This window comes from Micrococcus sp. FDAARGOS_333 (genome assembly GCF_002206575.2).
GTDB classification, from domain to species: domain Bacteria; phylum Actinomycetota; class Actinomycetes; order Actinomycetales; family Micrococcaceae; genus Micrococcus; species Micrococcus lylae.
Genome location: NZ_NJFJ02000001.1, coordinates 1,568,455 through 1,594,519, shown reverse-complemented (window position 1 = coordinate 1,594,519; position 26,065 = coordinate 1,568,455). Strand labels below are relative to the sequence as shown.

Annotated in this window: 17 protein-coding genes, 2 tRNA genes and 1 pseudogene; 5 read left to right on the top strand and 15 right to left on the bottom strand. The window is 69.7% G+C overall.

The window, feature by feature from the left end; translation table 11 throughout:
• Nucleotides 1-195 precede the first annotated feature (195 nt).
• Entirely contained in the window at nt 196-3,174 is a 2,979-nt protein-coding gene (locus tag CEQ11_RS07140; RefSeq protein WP_088478203.1) for an Rne/Rng family ribonuclease, read from the bottom strand.
• 434 nt (nt 3,175-3,608) lie between these two features.
• Between CEQ11_RS07140 and CEQ11_RS07135 the strand changes: the two genes are divergently transcribed.
• Complete coding sequence (locus CEQ11_RS07135; RefSeq protein ID WP_088478202.1) at nt 3,609-4,292, top strand: vitamin K epoxide reductase family protein; 684 nt, start codon at nt 3,609-3,611, stop codon at nt 4,290-4,292.
• A 118-nt stretch (nt 4,293-4,410) separates the two neighbouring features.
• Here CEQ11_RS07135 and ndk read toward each other — a convergent pair whose 3' ends face one another.
• From ndk to ileS, 4 genes are read right to left on the bottom strand one after another with little or no spacing between them, the layout of a single operon-like run.
• The gene (ndk, locus tag CEQ11_RS07130; protein ID WP_067190212.1) at nt 4,411-4,860 is read right to left on the bottom strand and encodes a nucleoside-diphosphate kinase; all 450 of its coding nucleotides are present in this window, start codon (nt 4,858-4,860) and stop codon (nt 4,411-4,413) included.
• Between the two features lie 47 nt (nt 4,861-4,907).
• On the bottom strand, nt 4,908-5,393 hold the full coding sequence (locus tag CEQ11_RS07125) for a DUF4233 domain-containing protein (protein ID WP_067190211.1): 486 nt from the start codon (nt 5,391-5,393) through the stop codon (nt 4,908-4,910).
• Nucleotide 5,394: 1 nt separating this feature from the next.
• On the bottom strand, nt 5,395-6,942 hold the full coding sequence (locus tag CEQ11_RS07120; protein WP_227718785.1) for a folylpolyglutamate synthase/dihydrofolate synthase family protein: 1,548 nt from the start codon (nt 6,940-6,942) through the stop codon (nt 5,395-5,397).
• Nucleotides 6,939-10,307, bottom strand: coding sequence for an isoleucine--tRNA ligase (gene ileS, locus CEQ11_RS07115; protein WP_088478200.1), 3,369 nt, complete (start codon nt 10,305-10,307; stop codon nt 6,939-6,941). The genes CEQ11_RS07120 and ileS overlap by 4 nt, the downstream gene beginning before the upstream one ends.
• 480 nt (nt 10,308-10,787) lie before the next feature.
• On the opposite strand from ileS, the gene CEQ11_RS07110 reads away from it, so the two are divergent.
• Both CEQ11_RS07110 and CEQ11_RS07105 read left to right on the top strand, forming a co-directional pair.
• The gene (locus CEQ11_RS07110; RefSeq protein ID WP_227718652.1) at nt 10,788-12,074 is read left to right on the top strand and encodes an IS30 family transposase; all 1,287 of its coding nucleotides are present in this window, start codon (nt 10,788-10,790) and stop codon (nt 12,072-12,074) included.
• 633 nt (nt 12,075-12,707) lie between these two features.
• Nucleotides 12,708-13,673, top strand: coding sequence for a hypothetical protein (locus CEQ11_RS07105; protein WP_153052698.1), 966 nt, complete (start codon nt 12,708-12,710; stop codon nt 13,671-13,673).
• 168 nt (nt 13,674-13,841) lie between these two features.
• Here CEQ11_RS07105 and CEQ11_RS07100 read toward each other — a convergent pair whose 3' ends face one another.
• Nucleotides 13,842-14,405 (bottom strand): hypothetical protein, encoded by a 564-nt coding sequence (locus CEQ11_RS07100; RefSeq protein WP_127913476.1) that lies wholly within the window; start codon nt 14,403-14,405, stop codon nt 13,842-13,844.
• Nucleotides 14,406-14,645: 240 nt separating this feature from the next.
• On the bottom strand, nt 14,646-15,350 hold the full coding sequence (locus CEQ11_RS07095) for an SDR family oxidoreductase (protein ID WP_369804936.1): 705 nt from the start codon (nt 15,348-15,350) through the stop codon (nt 14,646-14,648).
• A 231-nt stretch (nt 15,351-15,581) separates the two neighbouring features.
• Between CEQ11_RS07095 and valS the strand changes: the two genes are divergently transcribed.
• Nucleotides 15,582-18,269 carry a valine--tRNA ligase gene (valS, locus tag CEQ11_RS07090; protein ID WP_088478196.1) on the top strand — a complete coding sequence of 896 codons (2,688 nt, stop codon included), beginning with the start codon at nt 15,582-15,584 and terminating at the stop codon, nt 18,267-18,269.
• A gap of 99 nt (nt 18,270-18,368) precedes the next feature.
• On the opposite strand, the gene CEQ11_RS07085 is transcribed toward valS, so the two are convergent.
• The 7 genes and pseudogenes from CEQ11_RS07085 to CEQ11_RS07055 all read right to left on the bottom strand — a co-directional run bounded on the left by CEQ11_RS07085 (nt 18,369) and on the right by CEQ11_RS07055 (nt 24,530).
• Nucleotides 18,369-18,983 (bottom strand): DsbA family protein, encoded by a 615-nt coding sequence (locus CEQ11_RS07085; RefSeq protein WP_088478195.1) that lies wholly within the window; start codon nt 18,981-18,983, stop codon nt 18,369-18,371.
• 62 nt (nt 18,984-19,045) lie between these two features.
• Nucleotides 19,046-20,344, bottom strand: coding sequence for an ATP-dependent Clp protease ATP-binding subunit ClpX (clpX, locus tag CEQ11_RS07080; protein ID WP_088478194.1), 1,299 nt, complete (start codon nt 20,342-20,344; stop codon nt 19,046-19,048).
• A 258-nt stretch (nt 20,345-20,602) separates the two neighbouring features.
• A complete protein-coding gene (locus CEQ11_RS07075) occupies nt 20,603-21,268 on the bottom strand; it encodes an ATP-dependent Clp protease proteolytic subunit (RefSeq protein WP_070638182.1) in 666 nt (221 codons plus the stop codon).
• 41 nt (nt 21,269-21,309) lie between these two features.
• Nucleotides 21,310-21,924, bottom strand: a complete 615-nt coding sequence (locus tag CEQ11_RS07070; protein WP_174520639.1) for an ATP-dependent Clp protease proteolytic subunit — start codon at nt 21,922-21,924, stop codon at nt 21,310-21,312.
• A gap of 280 nt (nt 21,925-22,204) precedes the next feature.
• Nucleotides 22,205-23,644: a trigger factor gene (tig, locus tag CEQ11_RS07065; RefSeq protein WP_088478193.1), complete on the bottom strand. Its 1,440-nt coding sequence runs from the start codon at nt 23,642-23,644 to the stop codon at nt 22,205-22,207.
• A 48-nt stretch (nt 23,645-23,692) separates the two neighbouring features.
• Nucleotides 23,693-23,767: transfer RNA gene (locus CEQ11_RS07060), tRNA-Pro, on the bottom strand.
• Between the two features lie 165 nt (nt 23,768-23,932).
• A pseudogene (locus CEQ11_RS07055) lies at nt 23,933-24,530 on the bottom strand (SDR family NAD(P)-dependent oxidoreductase).
• A gap of 126 nt (nt 24,531-24,656) precedes the next feature.
• On the opposite strand from CEQ11_RS07055, the gene CEQ11_RS07050 reads away from it, so the two are divergent.
• Nucleotides 24,657-24,730: transfer RNA gene (locus CEQ11_RS07050), tRNA-Gly, on the top strand.
• Nucleotides 24,731-24,792: 62 nt separating this feature from the next.
• On the opposite strand, the gene CEQ11_RS07045 is transcribed toward CEQ11_RS07050, so the two are convergent.
• Entirely contained in the window at nt 24,793-25,953 is a 1,161-nt protein-coding gene (locus tag CEQ11_RS07045) for an IS481 family transposase (RefSeq protein WP_088477763.1), read from the bottom strand.
• Between the last annotated feature and the right edge of the window lie 112 nt (nt 25,954-26,065).

Here is a 26,065-nt window from a genome sequence, read left to right as displayed (position 1 = left end):
CGACGTTTCGGATTGACTGTGTCCACGCCTGCTTCTCGACCGCACGTGCGGCTCCGAAATTCCGAACCTCGCCGCCGTGTGCGACGGGCATGCGGGAGCCAGCTGGCGGTGAACACCGAGTGACCATCATACGCGGTCACGGTTCACCGGACAAATGTCCGCTCCGGCGGCGTGGCGACCGGAGCGGACACCGGCTCAGCGGTGGCGGACGATGTCCTCCGCCTTGACGCCCACGCCCAGCATCACCGGGGCGGAGGTGGCCTCCTCCTTCTTCGCCGGGGCGCCGGCGGTGGCGGTGAAGGTGGCGCCGCCGGAGGCCTTCTGGTCCTCGACGGTGCTCACCGCGGAGCCGGCAGAGCCGGACGAGACGGCCCGGCGGGAACGACGACGCGGCGCCGGCTGCTCCCGGCCGTCCGCCGCGGACCGGTCGTCGGCCGCATCCCGGGCGTCGGCGGATGTGGACTTCGTCTCATTCGGCTCGGAACGGCGGCGCGAGGCCGACTTCTGCTCGAGGGCGTCCTCGAGGGCGGAGAGGTCCTTGGCGCCCTCCTCCGTCGCGGCACGGCGCCCGCCGCGACGGCGCGGCACGGAGACCGGCTCGCCGTCGAAGGTGATCACGGCGTCGTCCGTCGGACCGGCCTGGGCGGCCTCGCCCTGCCCGGCGCGCTGCTGCACGGCATCGTCGCGGCCCTCGGCCTTCGGTTCGGCGTCCTTGCGCTCCGCGTCCTGGCGGCCGGTGTCCGCGCGATCGCGGCCGTCGGACTCGGAGTCGTCCTGCTCCTGGTCCCGGCCCTCGCTGCGGCCCTCACCGCCACGGCCCTCGCCGCCGCGGCCGCGGCGGCGTTTGCCGCGCCGCTTGCGGCGCGAACGGCCGGAGGACTGCTCCTGTCCGGAACCGTCCTGTCCGTCGGAAGCATCCGGTCCGTCAGAACCGGCCGACGCGGTGGCGGGCTCGGTCGAGGCGGCGGTGTCCTCCGCTGCGGAGGCGGTGCCGTCGTCGACGGACTTGCCGGAGGCCTTGGCGATGGACTGGAGCGCGGCCCGCGCGGCCGCGGCCCGCTCCTGACGCTGCTTCTCCTCCTCGGAGACCTCGGCATCGGCGGAACCTGCGGTGTCCTTCTGAGCGGCGTCGCCGTCGTGCTGCTGTCCGCCGCTGCCGCCTCGCCTCTTCCGGCGACGACGGCCGTCGCCCTCGCCCCGCGGCTCGCCGTGGGAGTTGTGGGAGCGGTGGCGGTCCACAGGCTCGTCCTGGATCAGGATGCCGCGTCCGGCGCACTGCTCACAGGTCTCCGAGAACACCTCGACGAGGCCGGTGCCCATGCGCTTGCGCGTCATCTGCACCAGGCCCAGCGAGGTCACCTCGGCCACCTGGTGCTTGGTGCGGTCCCGGCCGAGGCACTCGACCAGACGACGCAGCACCAGGTCCCGGTTGGACTCGAGCACCATGTCGATGAAGTCGATGACGATGATGCCGCCGATGTCCCGCAGGCGCAGCTGGCGGACGATCTCCTCAGCGGCCTCCAGGTTGTTCTTGGTGACGGTCTCCTCGAGGTTGCCGCCGGAGCCGGTGAACTTGCCGGTGTTCACATCCACCACGGTCATGGCCTCGGTGCGGTCGAACACGAGCGATCCGCCGGAGGGCAGGTACACCTTGCGCTCGAGCGCCTTGTGGAGCTGCTCGTCGATGCGGTGGGTGGTGTAGAGGTCCTCGCCCTCGTGGTCCTCCGGCACCCAGTGGTGCAGACGGTCCAGCAGGTGCGGGGCCACGTACATCACGTAGGCCTCGATGTTGTCCCAGGTCTCCTGACCCTGCACGAGCATCGCGGAGAAGTCCTCGTTGAAGACGTCGCGGACGGTCTTGATGGTCAGGTCCGGTTCCGCGTACAGCAGCTCCGGGGCCAGCACCTTGGTGCCCTTGGCCTTCTCCTGGATGCCCTCCCACTGGGCGCGCAGGCGGTTGATGTCGTTCTGCAGCTCCTGCTCCGAGGTGCCCTCGGCCGCGGTGCGGACGATCACGCCGGCGTCCTGCGGCAGGTGGTCCTTGAGGATCTTCTTCAGGCGGGAACGCTCCACGTCCGGGAGCTTGCGGGAGATGCCGGTCATCGAGCCGCCGGGCACGTACACGAGGTAGCGGCCGGGCAGGGAGACCTGGCTGGTCAGACGGGCGCCCTTGTGGCCCACCGGGTCCTTGGTGACCTGCACGAGCACCGAGTCGCCGGACTTCAGGGCGTTCTCGATCTTCTTCGGCTTGCCGTCCAGGTCGGCGGCGGACCAGTCGACCTCGCCGGCATAGAGCACGGCGTTGCGGCCGCGGCCGATGTCCACGAAGGCGGCCTCCATGGACGGCAGCACGTTCTGGACCTTGCCCAGGTACACGTTGCCGATCATCGAGTCCTGCGTGGTGTGGGAGACGAAGTGCTCGGCGAGCACACCGTCCTCCAGCACGGCGATCTGGATGCGCTTGTCCCGCTGACGGACCAGCATCTTGCGGTCCACGGACTCGCGACGGGCAAGGAACTCGGCCTCGGTGATGACCTGACGGCGGCGGCCCCCGGCGCGGGAGTCGCGGCGGCGCTGGCGCTTGGCCTCCAGGCGGGTGGAGCCCTTGACGCTCTGCACGGCGTCCGTGGCCTTCACGGAGGCCTGGCGCGGGGCGCGGACACGGGTCACCGTGTTCTCCGGGTCTCCCTCCTCTCCTCCGTCCAGCTCCATGTCCACCGATCCGCGGCGACGCTTGCGACGACGGCGCGAGGTGGTGCCCGTCTCACGCTCCTCGTCCCGGTTCTCCTCGCCGGAGTCCTCGGACTCGACGTCCTCGCCGTCGGCGTCGGCGCCGGGCCCGCCGTGGTCCGTGCGGGAGCCACGGCCCCGGCCCCGGCGACGGCGGCGGCCGCGTCCGGACTCCGGCGACTCGTCGTCGTCCTGGTCGTCGTGGTCGTCACGACCCGCTTCGTCCTTCTCCTCGTCGCGGTCCCCGCGGCGAGGCTCCGAGGCGGTGAGGGTCGGGATCAGGTCCTCCGGCACGGCGAACGGGTCCGACGGGTCGAAGGTGATGGTCTGGGCGGCGGCGGCCTGCTCGGCCGTGGTCTCCGCTGCCTTCGGCGCGATCGCCGTCTCCGCGGTGGTCTCGGCGGGTTCCGCCGTGGTGGTCTCGGGGGTGTTCTCGGCTGCCATTGCAGCTCCTCCTGCCGCCGGACGGTGCCACACCCACCGTGCCGGAGGCGTCCAGGTCTGCCGCCCCGACGCGTTGCCCCCGGTGCCGGCCCCGAAGGGCCACGGGGTGCGTCGCGGAGCAGACGCCAAAGTCCTGTGGTGAACCGGCGGGCCGCTCGTCTCAAGACTCCTCGGCTGCCCCGTCCGGAACCACTGGGTCGTCCTGGCCGGTTCCGCCGGTGTCCGTTCCAGGTCCGCGCGCTGCGGGGCGAGTCGATGCCCCACGCGCTGCGTGGACCGGGTCGGACTCTGCCGACCCCGGTGCGTCGGCGGCGACCTGGCCGGTCGCCCAGAGGAACGCGTCCGCGGTGTGGCCACGGTGCGTCCGCGAATGATTCTCTCACACGCCGACACGTGAGCCAGAGCTCGTGCGCCCCGGGTCTAGACTGCCTGCCATGGACCGCACCAGTTCTGCCGCAGCCACCGCCGCTGCACCGGTCGCCCACGACGCCACCGCGCTCACGCCGCGCGGCACCGCCCCGTCCCCGGACGAGCGTGGCACTCTCGCCCGCCCGCGCGGCATCGCCGCGATGCTGCTGATCACCTCGCTGGTCGCGCTCGCGGCGACGATCATCATCATCGTCGAGCGCGCGCTCCTGGCGGTGGACCCGAACCACCGCACCAGCTGCGACCTCAACCCCTGGATGTCCTGTGGCAAGGTGATGCAGTCCTGGCAGGCCGGCACCTTCGGCTTCCCGAACACCTACGTCGGCATCGTGGGCTTCTCCGTGCTGATCACCGTGGCCGTGTCCCTGTTCGCCGGCGCCCGCTTCGCCCGCTGGTACTGGCTGCTGATGAACCTCGGCATCCTCGCCGGCCTCGGCTTCGCCGTGTGGCTGTGGTACGCGGCCGTCTACCAGATCAACACCCTCTGCCTGTACTGCATGATCGTCTGGGCCATGGTCATCATCCAGGCCGTCATGGTGACCTCCGCCACCATCCAGAACGGTCTGATCCCCGCCTCCGAGGGCCTGCGGTCCAGGGCGCGCGAGTTCGCCTGGCCTGTGGTCGTCCTCCTGTACCTCGCGGTCGCGGCCTCGATCGTCCTCCGCTTCGGGCTGGGCGTCCTCGGCCTCTGAGCCGCCCGCGGCGGACCTGTACGACGACGGGCCGTCGCCTTCCGTACGGAAGGCGACGGCCCGTCGTCGTGAAGCGGGGGACGGCAGTCCCCTCCTCGGCCCGGTCGTCGGCGGCGGATCAGCCGAACCAGATGCCCAGCTCGCGCTCGGCCGAGAGGGTCGAGTCGGAACCGTGCACGAGGTTCTTCTGGACCTGCTCGCCCCAGTCGCGGCCGAGGTCGCCGCGGATGGTGCCCGGGGCGGCGGTGGTCGGCTCGGTGGCGCCGGCAAGGGAGCGGAAGCCCTCGATGACGCGGTTGCCGGTCACACGGGCGGCCACCACCGGGCCGGAGCCCATGAACTCCACGAGCGGCTCGAAGAACGGCTTGCCCTCGTGCTCCTCGTAGTGCTTCACCAGCATCTCGCGGGTGGGGGTGAGCATCCGCAGCTCGGTGATCACGTAGCCCTTCGCCTCGATGCGGGCGAGGATCTGGCCGGTCAGGCCGCGCTCGACGCCGTCCGGCTTCACCAGGACCAGGGTCTCTTCGTGGTTGTGGGTCACAGGGGTCTCCTTCGACGAGGGGGACATCGGTTCCTCGGACCAGCGTAGTGGTCCACAGCGGCAGGGCCGACGGCTCAGGCGCCGTGCTCGGCCTCCCATTCGGCCTGAAGGCGGTCGCGCTCCCGGTTCTCCACGTCCATCCGTCGGCCCTTCACCACCGCATACCACCACGCCAGGGCGAACAGCGGGCCGATGACGAACATCGAGTACTCCCAGAAGCCCGAGAGGACCAGCACGAGCTGCAGGAGCCAGCCGACGGCGATTCCGGCAGGCTTCCGGATGATCGCGCAGGTGAGGACCGCGACGACGGCCAGCAGCGAGTAGCCGACGATGAACCACACGGCGTGGTCCTCGGCCCGGTTCAGGCCGAAGATCGTCATGCCCAGGAAGAACAGGACGATCGCCTCCAGGCACAGCACCGAGGAGGCGAACAGCGCCTGGATGGACCGGCGCTTCTTCTTCATGCCGGGGCGCCAGGCCTGCTGGGACCTCGTCTCGCGAGCAGGGCGCCAGTCCTCGGAGCCGAAGCCGGCGTCGGAGGAGTCGGGGGTGTGCGCCATGTCAGCGGCCTCCGTCCGTGTCGTCGTCCAGGACGTCGAGGACCTCGGGGTCCACGGCGTCCTCGTCCTCGTCGTCCAGGCCGACCGCGCCGAGCAGGTCGGCGGGGTCGATGCCGCGGGCCGCCACGGTCACCGGGCCGGGCGCCGCGGGGGCGCCGAGCAGGTGGCGGACGTCCGCGGCGAGGGTGATCGAGCCGATCGCCAGCACGCCGCCGCCGGTGCCGTGGGCCAGCGCGTCCGCGGAGGTGTCCACGGCCTCCGCGCGGCCGACGGCCCATTCGAGGGCGTCCGGCACGGACTCGGTGACGAACAGGTCCTCCTCCGGCCAGCCGACGTCCAGCGCCGTCTGGGCCAGGTCGACGGCCGGGACGGCGCGCGGCGACGAGGACTGGGTGACGGCCACATCCTCCACGAGGTCGCCGAACTCCCGGTACAGCGTCTCGAGCATGGAACGGGCGTCCTTGTCCTCCAGCACGCCGACCACCAGGGACAGACGGGTCAGCCCGAAGGACTCCTTCACGGCGCGGGCCGAGACGCGCACGCCGTCCGGGTTGTGGGCGGCGTCCACGATGATCGTCGGCGCCGCCCTCAGCACCTCGAGGCGACCCGGACTGGTCACCTGGGCGATGCCCTCACGGAGCAGCTCCGCCTCGAGCGGCTTCTCGCCGCCGCCGAGGAAGGCCTCGAGCGCGGCCACGGCGACCGCCAGGTTCTCCGCCTGGTGCTCGCCGTAGAGCGGGAGGGTGAGGTCCTCGTACTCGCCGGCGATGCCACGCACCGACACCTGCTGACCCCCGACGGCCAGGGCACGGGAGGTCACACCGAACTCGACGCCCTCGAAACGGTAGGGCACGCCCGCGGCCTGCGCTGCCTCGAGCAGCACCTGGGCCGCGTCCCGGTCCTGGGCGGACGAGACGAGGAACCCGCCGGGCTTGATGATCCCGGCCTTCTCCTCGGCGATCTCCGCCTCCGTCTCCCCGAGCAGGTCCGTGTGGTCCAGGCTGATGGGGGTGACCACGGCGACCTTCGCATCCGCCACGTTGGTGGCGTCCGTGATGCCTCCGAGGCCGACCTCCAGGACGACGACCTCCACCGGCTCGTCCGCGAACACCGCGAAGGCGAGCGTGGTGACGGCTTCGAAGTAGGTCAGGGGCGGCTGACCCGCGGCCTCGAGCTCGGCGTCCACGAGCTCCACCATCGGCAGGATCTCCGCCCAGATGCGGACGAAGGCCTCGTCCTGCACCGGCTCGCCGTCGATGCTGATGCGCTCGGTGACCCGCTCCAGGTGCGGCGACGTGTACCGGCCGGTGCGCAGCCCGTAGGAGCGCAGCACCGCCTCGATCATCCGTGCCGTGGAGGTCTTGCCGTTGGTGCCGGTCAGGTGGATGACCGGGGCGGCGTGCTGGGGGTCGCCCAGCAGCGCCAGCACCCGGCGCATCGGTTCCATGCGCGGCTGCATCCTGTTCTCCGGAGCACGCGCGAGCAGGTCGCGATAGACCCCTTCGACATCGCGCGGGGCGTCCACGTGGCCCTGTGCGGGGTCCATCATGCGTCCGCCTTCTCCACGGTGACGGCCACGGTCCTGGTGGCATCGTCCGCGACGTTGCTGCGCGGGTCCGCGGCACCGGAGTCCTCCACCACGAGGTCCGTGGTGAGGGTCTCGCGGCAGATCAGCTCGCGGTGCACCTGTAGGGCGGCGGCCACGGCCGATGGTGCCGAGATGACGGTGCGCACCCGGTCCGCGACGTCCAGGCCGGCGTTCTTGCGCGCCGACTGGACGGCGCGGACGACGTCGCGGGCGGTGCCCTCGGCGGCGAGCTCCTCGGACACCTCTGTGGTGAGCACGAGGAAGCCGGAGGTGCCGGACAGCACGCCGACCGCGGTGCCCTCCGGGGCGCCGGAGGTGACGGTGCGCAGCTCGTAGAGCTCCGGCGCCAGGGTGACGGGGCCGTCGTCGAGGGGCACCTGGAGGCCGGAGGCGGTCTCCTCGTAGGAGCCGGCGTCCACGGCCTTCTTGATCAGCGGGACCTGCCGGCCGAACGCCTTGCCCAGCTCGCGGAAGTTCAGCTTCAGCTCGGTGCCGATGCCGTACTCGGCCACGGCCTCGGCGGTGAGCTCGGAGAGCGTCACGTCCTTGAGGTTCAGCTCGTCCGCGATGATGCGCGCGAACGTGCCCTCCAGGCCGGCGGCGTCCGGGACCACCACGGACAGGTTCGCCAGCGGCAGGCGCACACGGCGGTTGGCGCCCTTGCGCAACGCCGAGCCGGCCGAGGTGATGGCACGCACGGCGTCCATGCGGGCGATCAGGGCGTCGGCCTCGTCACCGTGGGGGAACAGGTCCGCGTCCGGGTAATCGGTCAGGTGCACCGAGCGGCCGCCGGTCAGGCCGCGCCAGATCTCCTCCGTCACCAGCGGCAGCAGCGGGGCGGCGGCGCGGGTGAAGGCCTCCAGCACCGTGTACAGCACGTCCATCGCCTCCGTGTCCTCGGCGAAGAAGCGCTGCCGGGAGCGGCGGATGTACCAGTTGGTCAGGGTGTCCATGTAGGTGCGCAGGGCGTCGCAGGCATCCGAGACCTCGTAGGCGTCCAGAGCGGTCCTCACCTCGCGCAGCATGGTGCCGGTGGTGGCCAGGATGTACTGGTCCAGCGGGTCCGAGGCGGAGTGCTTCAGCCGGGCACGGTAGCCCTCCGGGCGGGTGCCCCCGGCGGTGGCCGTGTTCGCGTACAGGCTGAAGAAGTGCCATGCGTTCCACAGCGGCAGCTGCACCTGGCGCACACCCTCGCGGATGCCCTCCTCGGTGACGATCAGGTTGCCGCCGCGCAGGATCGGCGAGGCCATCAGGAACCAGCGCATGGCATCCGAGCCGTCGCGGTCCAGGACCTCGTTGACGTCCGGGTAGTTGCGCAGGGACTTGGACATCTTCTGCCCGTCCGAACCCAGCACGATGCCGTGCGAGATCACGTTGGAGAACGCCGGGCGGTCGAAGAGCGCGGTCGCCAGGATGTGCAGCGTGTAGAACCAGCCCCGGGTCTGGCCGATGTACTCGACGATGAAGTCCGCCGGATGGTGGGAGTCGAACCACTCCTTGTTCTCGAAGGGGTAGTGCACCTGCGAGTACGGCATGGAGCCGGAGTCGAACCACACGTCCAGCACGTCCTCCACGCGGCGCATGGTGGCACCGGCGGCCGCGGCCTGGGGATCCGGGTGCGGGCGGGTGAGGTCGTCGATCCACGGGCGGTGCAGGTCCACCTCGCCGTCGGCGTTCACCGGCAGGCGGCCGAAGGCCTCCTCCAGCTCGGCCAGGGAGCCGTAGACCTCGGTGTGCGGGTAGTCCGGGTGGTCCGAGACCCACACCGGGATCGGGGAGCCCCAGTAGCGGTTGCGGGAGATCGACCAGTCGCGGGCGTTCTCCAGCCACGTGCCGAACTGGCCGTGCTTCACGTTGCCCGGGATCCAGTTGATGTCCTCGTTGTGGGCCAGCATCCGGTCCTTGAACTCCGTCACGCGGACGTACCAGGAGGTGATGGCGCGGTAGATCAGCGGGGTGCGGCAGCGCCAGCAGTGCGGGTAGGAGTGCTCGTAGGAGGCCTCGCGGAAGACACGGTCGGCCGCGCGCAGGGCCCGGACGATGGTCATGTTGGCCTCGAACACCTGAACGCCGGCGATCTCCTTCAGGACTCCCCCGCCGTTCTCCTCCTTGCCGAACAGCGGCAGGAACCTGGCGCCCTCGTCCACGGAGAGGACCACCGGGATGCCAGCGGCCTCGCAGACGCGCTGGTCGTCCTCACCGTAGGCCGGCGCCTGGTGGACCACGCCGGTGCCGTCCTCGGTGGAGACGTAGTCGTCCACCAGCAGCTGCCAGGCCTTCTCGGTGCCGTACTCCTCGGTGTCCGCGAAGTAGGTGAACAGCGGCTCATAGCGAAGGCCGCCCAGGGTGGCGCCGGCATGAGTCCCGGCGATGGCATCGCGGGCCGCGTCGGCATCCTCGTAGCCGAGCTCCTTGGCGTGGGCCCCCACGAGGTCCTCGGCGAGCAGGAAGCGCTCGGCGTCGATCGCCGAGCCCTTCGGGCCGGCCGGCACCACGGCGTAGGAGACCTCCGGGCCGACGGCGAGCGCCGCGTTGGTCGGCAGGGTCCACGGGGTGGTGGTCCAGGCGACCACGTGCACGCCGGCGAGCGCGGCGGCGGTCTCGGCAGAGGCGGAGCCGCCGTCGACGACCTCGCCGGTCAGCGGGAAGGACACGGTGACCGAGGGGTCCTGGCGCATCTTGTAGACGTCGTCGTCCATGCGCAGCTCGTGGTTCGACAGCGGAGTCTCGTCCTTCCAGCAGTACGGGAGGACGCGGAAGCCCTGGTAGGTCAGGCCCTGGGAGTGGAGGGACTTGAAGGCCCAGAGCACGGACTCCATGTAGTCCGGGGTGAGGGTCTTGTAGTCATTGTCGAAGTCCACCCAGCGGGCCTGGCGGGTGACGTAGTCCTGCCACTCGCGGGTGTACTTGAGCACGGACTCGCGGCAGGCGTCGTTGAACTTGTCGATGCCCATCTGTTCGATCTGGGCCTTGTCCGTCATTCCCAGCTGCTTCATGGCCTCGAGTTCGGCGGGCAGCCCGTGGGTGTCCCAGCCGAAGCGGCGCTCGACGCGGCGGCCCTGCTGGGTCTGGTAGCGGGCCACGAGGTCCTTGACGTAGCCGGTGAGCAGGTGGCCGTAGTGCGGCAGGCCGTTGGCGAAGGGCGGGCCGTCGTAGAAGACGAACTCGTTCGGGGTGCCGTCCTCGTTCTGGGCGGCGCGGGCGTCGATCGAGGCCTGGAAGGTGCCGTCCTCATCCCAGTACTTGAGGATGCGCTCCTCGATCTCCGGGAAGCGCGGGGAGGCGGCGGTGCCGGAGGCGGGGTCGGTGGAGGCGAGAGGGTACACGAGGCGTCCTTTGCGGTCCTTGGCTGCGTGGGGTCTGCTCCCGGTGGGAGCCGGCTGCCGGTACGGGTGGGTCCGGCGGTGCCGCTGCTGCAAGGACGCTCTCCGTGGTGCACGTGCCGGGTCTCCCCGAGGCTCGTGCTCCGTGCGGCGGGCGCGGTACCACCCTGCTTGCCGTCCGCTCCGGGGGTGAGTGCCGGGCGCGGGCGACCGCTCGTGACTGCTGTGACGGGCTTACCCGTCCGGTTCTACTGGGGACCGTGCGTGGCGGTCCTGTTCTTCCGGAGGCTCGCCGGTGATGGCCGGGTCGACGCCTGTGCGCTCCAGTGTAGGGGATGCGGCGTACGGGGCCTCGTTCCGATCCGGAACACGCCGCGCATGCTCCCTTTCGGATCGAGGGCTTGGAGTTCGAAGCGCGGCGGATTCCATCGGTGAGTGCAACAGATCTTCCAGGGCCTACCAGGAAGGTCTGTCGTACTCACCATGGCCGCTATCTCTCGTGCTGCTTCGAAGCGGCTGCGTCTGCAAGTGCTTGATCTGATGCTCGCCGGGGGCACCTCGAAGTCCGTAGCCGAGCAGGTCGGAGTCTCCGGTACTTCCGTGCGCCGCTGGTGCCAGCAAGCAGGCCTGCACAGAGCCCAGGGATGGGCAGGCAAGGATGTCTCCGTGATCCCTGCGAATGTTGCACCCCTGCCGGCCCGTACCGGCCACGCCCGTCGTCTGAGCCTGGCAGAACGCACGAAGATCGAGTTACGCCTGAACGATGGCTGGTCCCAGTCCCGTATCGCCGATGACCTCGGCGTGCACCGCTCCACGATCAGCCGCGAGCTGGCCAGGAACACGTTGCGCTGGGGTCGTTCCTGCAAGACCGGTGGCCCGGCGGACTCGGCCTACAACGCCGCCACCGCCCAGCACCACACCGATTACCGGCGGGCACGGCCGAAGACCAGGAAGCTGCACGCTCACCCGGCGCTACGTCACCAGGTGCTGCGCCTGTTGACGCACGGGCACTCACCGCCACAGGTCAGCGTGCGCCTGAGGCATCTGTTCCCGGATGATGAGCGCATGCGCATCAGCCACGAGAGCATCTACCAAGAGCTGTACCTGCAGGCCCGTTCGGTGCTGCTGCAGGAGCTGAAGGTCGAAGTCGCGCTGCGCTCGGGACGCACTGGACGTATCCCGGCCTCCAAGCTGCCGCCTGCTTCCAAGCGGACCTGGCTGCAGGGGTGTCTGTTGGCCGACCGGGAGCAGATGTTCGCCGCCGAGATCTGCGAACGCAAGATCCCCGGGCACTGGGAAGGGGATCTGGTCGTGGGGCCGGGCAACTCCGCGTTGATCACCCTGGTCGAGCGAGTCTCACGCTTCACGCTGCTGGGGCGACTGCCCGGGGCCAGGGACTCCGAGACGGTCATCGACAAGCTCACACAGATGGTCGAGTCCTTGCCCGAGGCGGTGCTGCGCTCGTTGACCTGGGACCAGGGCTCGGAGATGGCCAAGCATGCTCGTTTCACCGTGGCCACCGGCTGCCCGGTGTTCTTCGCAGACCCGCACTCGCCCTGGCAGCGGGGCACGAACGAGAACCTCAATGGTCAGCTGCGCTACGAGTACCCCAAGGGCACGAACTTCAACACACTCACCGATCAGGACATCCAGGACACACAGGACCGGTTGAACCATCGTGGGCGAGTGATCTTGGCAGGAATGACACCGGCTGAGAAGCTAGACGAGCTCATCGCTCAAGCCCAGGACGGTGTTGCACTGACCACCTGAGCCGGCCCGCTCCGAGACCGAAACCCTCGTTCCGATTCAGCGCATGCCTCGCGGTCTTCGCTTCGGAACGAAGGCAGAAGTGTCTGGCGGCAAGCCCCGCAGCCGTCCACTTGCACTGCCTCAGGCCGTCGCCCCAGACAGAGCGCTCGCGCCTCCGTGGTCGCCCCATGACGAAGGTCGTTTTTCCTCGTTGCGTCCGCCGTCTTCTCCTCCACAGGTACGACGACGGCCCCTGAACCCCGCCTGTCACCGTCAGGTGTCCACAGATCGGCTTGTCCGGCGGGCCGCGGCCTCGAGGCTCTGGCAAGACTGGGTCGACGATGCCTGCGCTGCAGGCCGACGTCGAGGAGGACCGCCGTGACACTGCTGATCAACGACGGCACGCGACACCGTGTGTGGCGCCAGAGATGGGAGGAGGCGAGCTCCCAGTGGGGGTCGCCGGTCCTGACCGCGGGCTGTTCCTCGGCTCGCGGGTGGAAGGACCAGCTGCGTGGAGGATTCATGCGCGGGGAACTCGTCAGGCTCGCCCACGGCGCCTACGTTCCCCTTGACGTGTGGCAGCACGCGCCCCGGTGGGACCGGGAGAAGCTGTGCATCATGGCGGTCGTGCGAACACGTCGCACCGTTCCGGCCGTGCTCACCGGCTCCACGGCGTTGCTGCTCCATGGACTGCCGCTGGGCAGACGCCTGCCCCACGTCGAACTGCTCGCCCGCGGACACGGGCGTGCAAGACCCGCGCCCCGCATCGAACCCTTCGCGGCCCCGGAACGCAGCCTGCGGCTCATGGCCGACCTGGACAGACAGACCGGCGGCTCCGACGGCGATCCGACGGAGCGTCCTGGCACGGGCCCTTCGCTGTGGTCGCCGGTGCGCCACCGGCACCGTCTCCGAGGCGACGACGAACAGGCTCACCCCACCGTGCGGCTGCCGGTCTCGCTCTCTGACGGCACGGTCATCGGCGAGGCCACGGCGGAGTCACTGGCGCCGGCCCTCGCGGTCGGTCTGAAGGAGACCACGGCCAGTGAGTCCCTTCCCGTCCTGGATGCCCTTGCCTTTCGTGGGGTGGACGACGCAGGACTCCGCGTCGGGCAGGCTCCGCCGGCTCCTGAGGACAGGCGAGTCCCGAACGGTTCGGTCCCGGCGTCGATCACGGCCGACGCGGTCGTGAAGGCCGCGGTGGGGCTGGCGCCGACACGCGCTGCCGGGCGACGACTGACACAGGATTGGAAGCGGGCCTCTCCCTTGGCAGAGTCGGCCGGAGAGTCCGTCAGCCGCGGCCGGATGATCGAGCTCGGATTCGAGGTGCCGGAGCTGCAGATCGCCGTGTCCGACGCCGACGGCTTCATCGCCCGGGTGGACTGCCTCTGGCGTGAGCGGGGCGTCGTCGGCGAATTCGACGGCATCGGCAAGTACGACGTGGATGCGCACGCGAGCGCCGAGGAACGACGGCGCTATCTGCGCCGCGAGCAGGAACGGGAACTGCGGCTGCAGCGGGTGTGTTCCCGCGTCGTCCACTGGACCTGGGGCGATCTTCAGGATCCGACTCGGCTGCGCCGACTGCTCGACGACGCAGGTGTCCCCCGCGCCGTCCGACGCTGAGCCCTGTTCCCTCATTCCGATGCAGAGCGCGCCTCGCATGCTTCAGATCGGATCGAAGCCTTCGGGAAGCAACGCGGCGACGAATTCGAAGCCCTCGTTCCGAAGCCGAGCACGCGCTGCATGCTCAGCTTCGGAACGGGGCTTGAGTGTCGGGCGTGAGGAAGACCGTCAGGGCTGTACCGAGGAGGCGTCCTCGGGGACCGAGGAAGTAGCCGTGGAATCCGAGGAGGCGTCCTCGGAATCCATGATCTCTTCGACTGCAGAGAGCACGGCTGCGGCACCGGCCATCACGAGACGAGGCCTGCGGACTCCCGCTCGGGTCACGGCCTTCTCCATCAGCCGGTCCGGCAGGACGATCGCGGTCGTCACGACGCCTCCGATCAGGGCGCCCACGCCCGCTGCACGGATGCACGTCGCAGCGAGACCACGCTGAGGCGCCTGGTCGGAGGAACCCTCACCCGGTTCCTCACCGGGCGCCTCGACAGGGTCCTGCTGAGCTCGCCGTGCGTCGGTGATGAGGCCCAGGGAACAGAGCCCGACCGCTCCGAGAGCTGCTCCGCCGAGTGCGGCCCGCCCCAGGGGCAACCGCCCCACGGGGATCAGTGTCAGCGCGCCGGCGGCCACGCCCTTAACAACGGCGCGGGCCGGCGTCGGCAGTCCCGGCGCCGGCACCTGGCCGACCGACATCTTCCGTTCCTGAGTGTCTGCTGCAGTTCCGTGCTGTTCGGTCATGTCGTCTCCTCCTCATCGTTCTGCCTCGACACGATCTGGAACACGTCTCTCATGTTCCGAATCGGATCGAGGGCTCAAGAATTGAATGGCTGTCCGAAACCAAGCCTTCGTTCCGATGCGGAGCACGCGGTGCATGCTCTGAATCGGATCGAAGGCACAGCATGGGCGAGCACCGTGACAGAGCGGGGTGCGGGTCACCGTGCTCGGGCCTCAGAGTCTCCGGACCTCCGAGCGTCCGCTTCAGCCCTTGCGGATCACCTTGTGCTGGGCCGCCTGCGCCACGGGACGCAGAACGATCTGGTCCAGGTTCACGTGGTGCGGCAGCTCGACAGCGTGGACGCACACCTCGGCGACGTCCTCGGCGGTGAGCGGCTTCTCGACGCCGGCGTAGACCTTGTCCGCGGCGGCCTGGTCGCCACCGAGGCGCATGAGGGAGAACTCCTCGGTGTGCACCATGCCGGGCAGCACCTCGATCACGCGCACGTTGTGCTCGGCCTCCTCCAGGCGCAGCGCCCCCGTCAAACCGTGCTGGCCCATCTTCGCGGCGTTGTATCCTCCGCCGCCCTCATACGCGGTCACAGCAGCGGTGGAGGTCAGGTTGAGCACGGTGCCCTCACCGTGGGCGCGCAGCATCGGCAGGAACGCCTTGCACATGGTCAGGGTGCCCAGCACGTTGACGCGGTACATCCACTCCCACTGCTCCAGGTCGCCGTCGGCCACCGCGTCCGTGCCGCGGGCGCCGCCGGCGATGTTCACCAGGGTGTCCGCGCCGCCGTCCTCGGTCACGCGCTCCGCCAGGCGGGCCACCGCGTCCGCATCGGTCACGTCCAGCGCGCACGGGATCAGCATGCCCGGCACGTCCTCCTCCACGCCCTGCGCCTGGAGTTGTTCCAGCCGCTCGGCGCGGCGGCCCACGGCGTAGACGCGCCAGCCGCGGCGGGCCATCTCGAGGGCGGTGGCCCGGCCGATGCCGGTGGTGGCGCCGGAGACGACGGCGCCCCGGGCGGTGGAGGATGAGGACTGCTGCACGGGCGACTTCTGCACCGAGGGCTGCTGCACGGCGGACTCCTGGGACTCGCGGACTGTGGTCATGGCCACAGCCTACGCGGGGGGAGCCTGCCTGCCAGGGCGAGGCGCCGCCGTCGGGACGGGCGCTCACGTGACAGGATGGACCGCATGGCTGACAAGACCCCGGGCACAGACACGCCCGTCACCGAGTCCACCACCGCCGCGACCACCGAGGCACGCACCGTCTCGGTCCCGGACCGCCCCGCCCTGGAGGGCCTCGAGGAGAAGCTGACCGCCCGCTGGGCCGCCGAGCGCACCTACGCGTTCGACCCGGAGACCACGCGCGAACAGGTCTACTCCATCGACACTCCGCCGCCGACCGCCTCCGGCTCCCTGCACGTGGGCCATGTGTTCTCCTACACGCAGACCGATGTGCTCGCCCGTTACCAGCGCATGAACGGCAAGAACGTCTTCTACCCGATGGGCTGGGACGACAACGGCCTGCCCACCGAGCGCCGCGTGCAGAACTACTACGGCGTCCGCTGCGACCCCGCCAAGCCCTACGTTCAGGGCTACCGCCCGCCGGAGAAGCCGGCGAAGAACCAGCGCGACTGGGACGTGGTCTCCCGGAAGAACTTCATCGAGCTCTGCGAGGAGCTCGCCGTGGAGGACGAGAAGGTCTTCGAGGACCTCTTCACCCGCCTCGGCCTGTCCGTCGACTGGGACATGACCTACCGGACCATCGACGACGTCTCCCGCGCCGTCTCCCAGCGCGCCTTCCTGGCCGGCATCGCCTCGGGTGACGCCTACATGGCGGAGGCCCCGACCATGTGGGACGTCACCTTCCGCACCGCCGTGGCGCAGGCCGAGCTCGAGGACCGTGAGGTCCCCGGTGCCTACCACCGCTACGCCTTCACGGCCACCGACGGTGAGCAGGTGTTCATCGAGACCACCCGCCCAGAGCTGCTGGCCTCCTGCTCCGCCCTGGTCGCCCACCCGGACGACGAGCGCTACCAGCACCTGTTCGGCACGACCGTCACCTCCCCGCTGTACGGCGTTCAGGTGGAGGTCTTCCCGCACCCGCTGGCCAAGCAGGACAAGGGGTCCGGCATCGCCATGGTCTGTACCTTCGGCGACCTCAACGACGTCACCTGGTGGCGCGAGCTGCAGCTGCCGACCCGCACCCTGATCGGCCGCGACGGCCGCTTCGCCGCCGACACCCCCGAGTGGATCACCACGGACGCCGGCCGGCAGGCCTACGCGGACACCGTGGCCGGCAAGACCGTGTTCTCCGCCAAGCAGGGCGTGGTGGACGCGCTCACCGCGGCCGGCCTGCTGGACGGCGAGCCGAAGAAGATCATGCACGCCGTGAACTTCTACGAGAAGGGCGACAAGCCGCTCGAGGTCGTCACCTCCCGCCAGTGGTACATCCGCAACGGCGGCCGCGACGCCGACCGCCGCGCCGAGCTCATCGAACGCGGCCGCGAGCTGGCCTGGCACCCGGAGCACATGCGGCACCGTTACGAGAACTGGGTCGACGGCCTCAACGGCGACTGGCTCGTCTCCCGCCAGCGCTTCTTCGGGGTGCCGATCCCGGTCTGGTATCCGCTGGACGCCGAGGGCGAGCCGGACTACGAGAACCCGATCCTCCCGGCCGACGACCAGCTCCCCGTGGATCCGGCCGCCGAGGCCGCCCCGGGCTTCTCCGAGGACCAGCGCAACGTCCCCGGCGGCTTCACCGGCGACCCGGACGTCCTGGACACCTGGGCCACCTCCTCGCTGACCCCGCAGATCGTGGGCCGCTGGTCCCGGGACGAGGAGTTCTTCACCAACGTCTTCCCGTTCGATCTGCGCCCGCAGGGCCACGACATCATCCGCACCTGGCTGTTCTCCACCGTGGTGCGCGCCCACGCCCTCAACGGCTCCGTGCCGTGGACGGACACCGCACTCTCCGGCTGGATCCTGGACCCGGACCGCAAGAAGATGTCCAAGTCCAAGGGCAACGTGGTGGTCCCGACCGACATCCTGGACCAGTTCGGTTCGGACGCCGTGCGCTACTGGGCCGCCTCTGCACGCCTCGGCGCGGACACCGCCTATGAGGTGGCGCAGATGAAGATCGGCCGCCGCCTGGCCATCAAGCTGCTCAACGCCTCCAAGTTCGTCCTCAACCTGGGCGCCACCGAGTCCTCGGTGATCCGCTCTGCCGAGGACGCCGCGGCCGTGACCAACCCGCTGGATGCCTCGCTGCTGGCCCGCCTCGCGGCCACCGCCGAGCAGGCGACCCGGGCGTTCGAGGCCTACGACTACGCCCGTGCCCTGAATGTCACCGAACAGTTCTTCTGGGCCTTCACGGACGACTACGTGGAACTGGTGAAGGACCGCGCCTACGGCGGCCAGGGCGAGGCCGAGCAGGCGTCCGTGGTGGCTGCGCTGGCCACCACCCTGGACGCCCTGCTGCGTCTGCTGGCACCATTCCAGCCGTTCGCCACCGAGGAGGTGTGGAGCTGGTGGCGGGCCGGCTCCGTGCACACCGCCGCGTGGCCGGGTGCCGCGGACGAGGCCGCCGCCCTGTCCTCCGCCGCCTCCGCCGGCGACGCCGAGGTCCTGCCCACCGTGGCGCAGGTCCTCGGCGGCGTGCGCAAGTCCAAGTCCGAGGCCAAGGTCAAGCAGCGCACTCAGGTGCGCTCGGCCGTGGTGACCGGACCGGCCCAGTGGCTCGAGAAGCTGCGCGGCGGCCTGGCGGACCTCAAGGCGGCCGGCAACATCGCCGACCTCACCCTCACCGAGGGCGAGCCCGGCGAGTCCGCACCGCTGACCGTCTCCGACGTGGACCTGGCCCCGGCCGAGGACGCCTGATCCTCCTGCCCCGCCTCCGGTGCCCTTCCCTCAGGACGTGGAACCACGACGACGGCCCCGTCACCTCGAGGTGACGGGGCCGTCGTCCTGGCGCCAGGATCAGTCGAACTGCGGCGTCGTGTCCCGGGCGCGCTTGATCTCGTAGAAGTACGGGTAGCGGGCCAGGGCCAGCGAGGCGTCGAAGATCTCGCCGGCGGTCTCGCCGCGCGGGATGCGGGTGAGGACCGGGCCGAAGAAGGCGACGCCGTCGAAGGCCACCACCGGGGTGCCGACGTCGTTGCCCACGAGATCCTCGGCCTCCTTCTGGGCCTGACGGAGCTTCGCGTCCAGGGCGTCGGACTCGGTGGCGGCGAGGATCGCGTCCGCGTCGTGGCCGAGCTGATCGGCGGCGGCGCGCAGCACGGCCGGGTAGTCCTTGTCCCCCTCGTTGTGGATGCGGGTGCCCAGGGCGGTGTACCAGTCGGCCAGGGCCTCGGGGCCGTAGGTCTCGCGCACGTACATGGTGGCGCGGCCCGGGACGAGGCCGGCGTCGGTGTGCTTGCGGTAGTCCGGGTCCAGGTCGCGGCCCTCGTTCAGCATGTACAGGGACATCTGCTTGAACTCGACCTTCACGTCACGTACCTTCTCCACCTCCAGGATCCACCGGGAGGTGATCCAGGCGAACGGGCAGGTCGGGTCGAAGTAGAAGCCGACGGTAGGAGTGTTCTCGGTCATGCGGGGGTCCTTCCTTCGTGGGGCCGACGGACCGGCCCCTGGGCGGGCGTCTTTCGGTCTGGTCAGGCGGACTCGTCCCGGCGGGAACGCTCGACGTCCGCCGGGATCAGCGTGGGCTCAGCGCCGTCGCGGACGACGTCCCCGGTGATCACCACGGCACCGATGTCCGTCCGGGAGGGCAGGTCGAACATGACGGGCTTGAGCACGTCCTCCATGATCGAGCGCAGGCCGCGGGCGCCGGTGCCTCGGGCCACGGCCAGCTCCACCACGGCGTCCAGCGCGTCGTCATCGAACTCGAGCTCCACACCGTCCATGAGGAACATCTTCTGGTACTGCTTCACCAGCGCGTTCTTCGGCTCGGTGAGCACCTTGACGAGCTGGTCGTGGGTGAGATCCTCCACCGCGGTGATCACGGGCAGGCGGCCGATGAACTCCGGGATGAGGCCGAACTTGAGCAGATCCTCGGGGCGGACGTCCGCGTAGGAGGTCTCGCCGTCCCCGAGATGGCTGAGCGGCGCACCGAAGCCGATGCCCTTGCGCCCGGCACGGGAACCGATGATCTCCTCCAGTCCCGCGAAGGCGCCGGCCACGATGAACAGCACGTTGGTGGTGTCGATCTGCAGGAACTCCTGGCGCGGGTGCTTCCGCCCGCCCTGCGGCGGCACGGAGGCCACGGTCCCCTCGAGGATCTTCAGCAGTGCCTGCTGCACACCCTCGCCGGAGACGTCACGGGTGATCGACGGGTTCTCGGACTTGCGGGAGATCTTGTCGATCTCGTCGATGTAGATGATGCCCTGCTCGGCCTTCTTCACGTCGAAGTCCGCGGCCTGGATGAGCTTGAGGAGGATGTTCTCCACGTCCTCGCCCACGTAGCCGGCCTCGGTGAGGCTGGTCGCGTCCGCCACGGCGAACGGGACGTTCAGCTGGCGGGCCAGGGTCTGGGCCAGGTAGGTCTTGCCGGAGCCGGTGGGGCCCACGATGAGGATGTTGGACTTGCCGACCTCCACGTCCGCGAGGTCCGTCCGCTCCGAGAAGCGGTCCGCGGACTCCGCGCCCTTGGACTGCGGGCTCCGGACGCGCTTGTAGTGGTTGTACACGGCCACGGCGAGGGAGCGCTTGGCGTTCTCCTGGCCGATCACGAAGCGGCCGAGGTGGTCGAAGATCTCCTGCGGAGTCGGCAGGATCATCTCGTCCGACTCGCTGACCTCCCCGAGCTCCTCTTCGATGATCTCGTTGCAGAGCTCGATGCACTCCTCGCAGATGTACACACCGGGCCCCGCGATGAGCTTGCGGACCTGCTTCTGGCTCTTGCCGCAGAACGAGCACTTGAGCAGATCGGCGCTCTCTCCGATGCGTGCCATGGAACGGGACTCCTCCGGGTCTGACTGCAGTGTGCGGGTCCGGGCCCATCGGGCCGGGGCCGGACGTGTGCGGCGCGGACCTCACCGGTCCGGCAACGGAGCCGCCGGGCTCCACGCGTACGAACCAGGATACGACCCGGTCCGGACACGACAGCGAATCGCAACGGCCCCGGGCCGTGCACCGGCGGCGCACGGCCCGGGGCCGTCGTCGTGGTCTGCTGCGCCGGGCGGGACCGGCCGGTTCCGTCCGGACGCCGGTCAGGCGGACGGGCGGGTGATCTTGCGGGAGGACAGCACCTCGTCCACCAGGCCGTACTCGAGCGCGGCCTGCGCGGAGAGGAACTTGTCACGGTCGATGTCCCGGGAGACCTCCTCGGCCGACTTGTCGGTCAGCGAGGCGAGGGTCTCCTCCATCCAGACGCGCATGCGGTTGATCTCCTGCGCGTGGATCTCGAGGTCGGTCGCGGTGCCGCGGTCGCCCTGCATGGCCGGCTGGTGGATCATCACGCGGGCGTTCGGCAGCGCGAGGCGCTTGCCCGGCGCACCGGCGGCCAGCAGCACGGCGGCGGCGGAGGCGGCCTGGCCCAGGCACACGGTCTGCACCTCGGGACGGATGAACTGCATCGTGTCGAAGATGGCGGTCATCGCGGTGAAGGAACCGCCCGGGGAGTTGATGTACAGGGTGATGTCGCGCTCGGAGTCCATGGCCTCGAGCACGAGCAGCTGCGCCATCACGTCGTCGGCCGAGGCGTCGTCCACCTGCGAGCCGAGGAAGACGATGCGGTCCTCGAACAGCTTGGCGTAGGGGTCCTGGCGCTTGAAGCCGTACGGGGTGCGCTCCTCGAACTGCGGGAGGATGTAGCGGGCGTCCGGAGTGGGCTGGGAGGGCTTCGCGGTAGGGAGCCCGGCGGTGAAGTGGTTCATGACTGTGTCTCCTGGAAGGTCGTGGGTCCGCGGGCGTGGCCTCAGGCCTGCATGCCTCCGCCGCCGGAGACGGCGGTGGAGCGCTCGGCGATGTGGTCGATGAAGCCGTAGTCGAGGGCCTCCTGCGCGGTGAACCACTTGTCACGCGCGTTGTCCTCGAGGATGGTCTCGACCGACTGGCCGGTCTGCTCCGCGGTGAGCTCGGACATGACCTTCTTCATGTGCAGGATCAGCTGCGCCTGGATGCGGATGTCCGACTCGGTGCCGCCGATGCCGCCGGAGGGCTGGTGCATCAGCACGCGGGCGTGCGGGGTCGCGTAGCGCTTGCCCTTGGTGCCCGAGGAGAGCAGGAACTGGCCCATGGAGGCGGCGAGGCCGGTGGCCACGGTGACGACGTCGTTCGGGATGAACTGCATCGTGTCGTAGATGGCCATGCCGGCGGTCACGGAGCCGCCCGGGGAGTTGATGTAGAGGTAGATGTCCTTCTCCGGGTCCTCCGCGGAGAGCAGGAGCATCTGCGAGCAGATGGCGTTCGCGTTGTCGTCGCGCACATCCGAGCCGAGCCAGATGATGCGCTCCTTGAGCAGACGGTTGTAGATGTAGTCCTCGCGCTGCGCCGGGTCCACCGACTGCATCCGGGGGGTGATGTCCGTCATCAGGGGTGCCTTCCTGTTGGCCTGCCGGGTGGGGCTCTGCCGACCGCTCCCTCAGGGGCGGGCGCAGGCCCGGTATCTGGCTCGAGCCTACTCATCCGTGCCGCGCCCGTGGGGGCACGGCGGACCATTTCGCTGTTGGCGCATGGTGGGCGCCCGGGCCGCCGCGGCGACGCGCCCGCCGGGGCGGACACCGCACGACGACGGCGCCGCACCTTCCGTACGGGTGGTGCGGCGCCGTGCGTCTCGGCCTCGTCCCCTCACGCCGAGGGGACCACGCGGATCAGGCGTCCTTCTCGTCGGCCTTCTTCTTGGCCGGGGCCTTCTTGGCGGCCGGCTTCTTGGCCGGGGCCTTCTTCTCGCCCTCGTCCTTCGTGGCGGGCTTCTCCTCCTCGGCCTTCTCGGCCTCGGCGGCGTCCACGGCCTCCTGGCCGCCCGGGGTCACGAAGGCGGTGAGGTCCACGGCCTTGCCGTCGGTGTCCTCGACCTTCGCGTACTCGAGCACCTTGGCCAGCGCCTTGCGACGGCGGACCTCGCCCATGATCATCGGAACCTGACCGGCCTGGTCCAGCATCATGGCGAACTGGTTCGGGTCCATGCCGTACTCGGAGGCGGTGGCGATGATGTACTCGATCAGCTCGCCCTGGTCGACCGAGACCTCCTCGGCGTCCGCCACCGCGTCGAGGATGACCTCGTTCTTGAACGCGTCACGGGTGTTCTGCTCGAGCTCGGCGCGGTGCTCCTCGGTGTCGTGGTCGTCACCGGCGGTGTGCCCCTGGGAGTTGAAGTGCTGTTCCAGCTGCTCGGCGATCACCGCGTCCGGGACCGGCACCTCGACGAGCTTGACGAGCTCCTCGAGGACCTTGTCACGGGCCTCGACGCCCTGGCGGTTCTGCGCGGCCTCGGCGGCCTGCTTCTTCAGGTCCTCCTTGAGCTCGGCCACGGTGTCGAACTCGGAGGCCAGCTGGGCGAACTCGTCGTCGACCTCGGGCAGCTCGCGCTCCTTGACGGCCTTGAGGACCAGCTTCACGGTGGCCTTCTCACCGTCGTGCTCGCCGCCGTTGAGGGTGGTCTCGAAGGTGGCGTCCTCCTCCGCGGACAAGCCGTCGAGGGCCTCGTCGATGCCCTCGAGCATGGTGCCGGCGCCGACCTGGTAGGACAGGCCCTCGGCGGCGTCGACCTGCTCGCCGTCGACGGTGGCGGTCAGGTCCATGGTGACGAAGTCGTCCTTGGCGGCCGGACGGTCCACGTCCTTCAGGGTGCCGAAGCGGGCGCGGAGCTGGCCCAGCGCCTCCTTCTCGTCCTCCTCGGTGGCAGCGGACGGCTCGACCGTGACCTTCAGGCCCTTGTAGTCCGGCAGCTCGATCTCCGGGCGGACGTCGAACTCGGCGGTGAAGGTCACCGGGTCCTCGCCCTGGGCGCCCGGGGTGCCGGTGACGTCGACCTCGGGACGGGAGATCGGGGTGACCTCGGCCTCCGCGGCGGCCTGCTGGAACCAGGTGTTCAGGCCCTCGTTCACGGCGGTGTCCACGACGACCTCGCGGCCGAAGCGCTGGTCGATCAGCCGCGCCGGCACCTTGCCCTTGCGGAAGCCCGGGATCTGGACCTGATCGGCGATGTCCTTGTACGCCTTGTCCAGAGCCGGCTTCAGCTCCTCGAAGGGGACCTCGACGGCCAGCTTCACGCGGGTGGGGCTGAGGTTCTCTGCGGTGGTCTTGACCACGGATGGCTCCTGTAGGGGTCGGTGTCTGTACGGAATGTCAGGGAAGAGTCGGGGTGACAGGATTTGAACCTGCGGCCTCACGCTCCCAAAGCGCGCGCTCTAGCCAAGCTGAGCTACACCCCGGATCGCCTGCGGGACACGGGTGGACCCGGTCCGTCCCGCCAGAGGCATGACGTCCTTGACGCAGCCTGCCGTTCGGCAGACTGAGCCAGACTACCGCGCCGCGCCGTCACAGGGAAAATGTCCGCGATGCGCGCCCGGCAGCGGCCCCACGGCGCTCGGGAGCCGTCAGCGGCCGGTACGGGACGTCTGCTCGTCAGCAGCCCGGTCTGCGGCGACGGGCTCGGCGGCACCGGCGCGGCCGGTGAAGCCGTCCATGGTGGCATTGACGCCGAGCATGTCCATGACGGCGTCGAACGCACGCATCGGCAGCAGCCACGGCACCGTGGTCGGTGCTCCTGCGAACATGCCGGTGTCGATGTAGAACGGGCACACCACCAGGGACCGGACCGCGCTGCCGGCCTTGCGCAGCTCAGCGCGCAGGGACTCGGCGAAGCCCACGGCGGCGTGCTTGGAGGCGGAGTAGTCGGTCTGGCGCGCCACCCCCACCAGGCCTGCGGCGCTGGCGACGGTGACGACCACACCGGCGTTGCGCCCCCATGCCCGGCAGGAACGCGCGGGTGCCCCAGTACGGGGCGAGCGCGTTGACCTCGAAGGTGCGGCGGATGCCTGCCTCGGTCGCCTCGGTCAGCGGGGCACCGGTGACCACGCCTGCGTTGTTCACGACGACGTCCACCTCCGGGCTCTGCCGGCTCGCCTGGGTCACGGCGTCAGTGGAGGTGACGTCCACGGCGACGGCGAGCGCCTCGGCTCCGCGCACACGCACCTCAGCGGCGACGGCCTCCGCGGATTCGGCGGCCACGTCCCAGACGATCACCTGGGCCGCGGTGCCTCGGGGCACCGGCGGCACGTGCTAGTGTGGACGCCGTTCCGCTTGAGAGGGCGGCGCCGTGGGGATGTAGCTCAATGGTAGAGCCCCAGTCTTCCAAACTGGCTACGCGGGTTCGATTCCCGTCATCCCCTCCACTGTCATGAGTCGGGTCATCGTTGACACACGATGGCCCGGCTCATGACTTTTTTTCGTGGGTTCATCGTGTTCTGGGCTGGTAGTCCTTGGTCGGGTCGATCGTGTGTTCAGCGATAGTCTCTCCGGTGCTCGCGTTCGAAGTACGTACGTAGTCGTCCTGGATGAGCATCAGGACCGCGGTCCCGGCGTGGGCTCGTCCGATGCCCAGGTGTCGCAGCCGTCCGGCGTAGCGCAGGGTGACCTTGCCGTGGGCATCGACTCGGTCGGTGCGGGTGCGGTATTCCGGCTCTGTGTTCGTTGCTGGGGTCGCTTTGGGTTGAGCGGTGTAGGTCTGCTCTGGAGTGCGCCGTCCGCAGGCCCGGTGCGGGCGGGCGGTGTTGTACCAGAGCCGGAACTGCTCGAGCTGGCTGTTCAACTCGTGCAGGTCTCGGGCCCGGGGCCGGGCCTTGAGCCATTTCTTCAGGGTCTGGTGGAATCGTTCGATCTTGCCCTGGGTCTGTGGGTGGGCCGGCTTGCCGTTCTTCTGCCGGATCGAGTGCGCGGCTAACAGCTTCTCGAACCCGTTCTTCGCTCCGGGGTGACCGGTCAGGCGTGAGGTGAAGACCAGCCCGTTGTCGGTGAGGGTCTCGGCTGGGGTGCCGTAGGTGTCCATCAGGTGCTGCATCGTGGCGGTGACTTCAGCGCCGGTGAAGAAGTTCTGCGCGTGGGCGTGCAGCAGGTAGCGGGAGTGGTCATCGAGGAAGTCCAGGATCTCCACTCGGGTCCCGTCCAGCAGGGGCCAGTAGGTGATGTCGGCTTGCCAGCATTGGTTCGGCAGTTCGGCTTGAAAGCGCCGGTAGGACGAGCGCGGGCGTTTGCGTGGTTCCGGGGTGATCATTCCTGCCTGGGTCAGGATCCGGCGGATCGTGGACTCGGCCGGGGCGGGGATGCCCTGGGCCTGCAGGTGCCAGGCGATCGTGGCGGCTCCGGCGTCAGCACCGGAGTCCACGAGTTCTTGTCGTAGCACGATCACTTTCTGTCGGATGGCCGGGTCAGTGGTGTGCGGGAGTCGGTGGGGTGTTCGGGATCTTGGGTGCAGCCCGTCGGTGCCGTGTTCCTCGTACCGGCGCAGCAGGGTGTAGATCCATTGACGGGAGAGGTTGTGACGGCGTGCGACCTCGGCCACGGACTGGTGTTGGTCCAGCACGGCTTTGACGATCACCTTGTTGCGTTGGAAGCCCATCGTCCAGGATCGCCTGTCAACGATGTCGCGACTGAGGTGTCAACGATCACCAGGGCTGGTGTGTCAACGATGTCGCGACTGAGGTGTCAACGATCAGTGCCGGTTACTGAGC